This window comes from Actinomadura physcomitrii (assembly GCF_008923205.2).
Taxonomy (GTDB): Bacteria; Actinomycetota; Actinomycetes; order Streptosporangiales; family Streptosporangiaceae; genus Spirillospora; species Spirillospora physcomitrii.
The window spans coordinates 1-787 of the sequence record NZ_WBMS02000109.1 but is presented as its reverse complement, the minus strand read 5'-3'; the positions used below and the strand labels follow the sequence as shown (position 1 = coordinate 787).

Below are 787 nucleotides of genomic sequence, written 5' to 3'. Positions count from 1 at the left end.
CGGGCCGGGGGGCCGTGATCTGTGGGGCAGGGACGGCTGGTGAGGGCGGCGAGGGTGTCTTTGAAGCGGTGGACGAGCGGGTCGGTGTCGTCGGCGCGCCAGACCAGGTAGAGGGTGGTGTTCGTGCCGGTGAGGGGGCGGGCGGCGACGCCGATCCGGCGCAGGGCGCGGTGCGAGTCGGGCATCACGGCGCCGCCGAAACCGGCCGCGACGAGGGCGAGGACGGTCTGGACGCTGCGGGCGCGGGCGCCGATGCGGGGCGTCACACCGGCCTGGTCGCACAGCGCGAGGATCTCGTCGTGGGAGTGCGGTGACGACTCGCGCGGCCACAGGACGAGCGGGATCCGGCCGAGCGCGGTCAGCGGCGCCGGGTCGGGCGCGTGCGCGAGCGGGTGCGCGGACGGCAGGAACAGGGCGAGCGGCTGGTTCCACCACGGCCGGGTCGCGAGCCGGGCGTCGCGGGACGGCAGCCGCTGGACGGCGATGTCGAACCGGCCGTCCAGCACGCCGTCGGACATCTCGGCGTCGTTGAAGCTCTCCTCCAGCCGACCGGCCGGAGCTGCCCGCCCGCGACCGGCAGCTCGTCACGCTCGGCGTGCTGGCCGCCCTGGGCGGCTGCGAGCCGGAGCTGGAGGTGCATGTCAACGCCGCGCTGAACGTCGGGCTGACCGCCACGGAGGTCGCCGAGGCGCTGCTGCACACGGCCGTGTACGCGGGGATGCCCCGGTCGATCAACGCCACGCTCGTCGCCAAGAAGGTGTTCGGCGAGCGCGGCCTGCTCCCGATC

At 75.2% G+C, this 787-nt stretch carries 2 protein-coding genes; one reads left to right on the top strand and one right to left on the bottom strand.

Annotation, left to right across the window (positions count from 1 at the left end; all coding sequences use genetic code 11):
- Positions 1-518 (bottom strand): LysR family substrate-binding domain-containing protein (locus F8568_RS46465; protein WP_160574036.1); only part of this gene is annotated, 518 nt, incomplete at its 3' end.
- Positions 519-559: 41 nt separating this feature from the next.
- Between F8568_RS46465 and F8568_RS46460 the strand changes: the two genes are divergently transcribed.
- Positions 560-787, top strand: a 228-nt coding sequence (locus F8568_RS46460; RefSeq protein ID WP_160574037.1) for a carboxymuconolactone decarboxylase family protein, incomplete at its 3' end; no start/stop codon positions are given.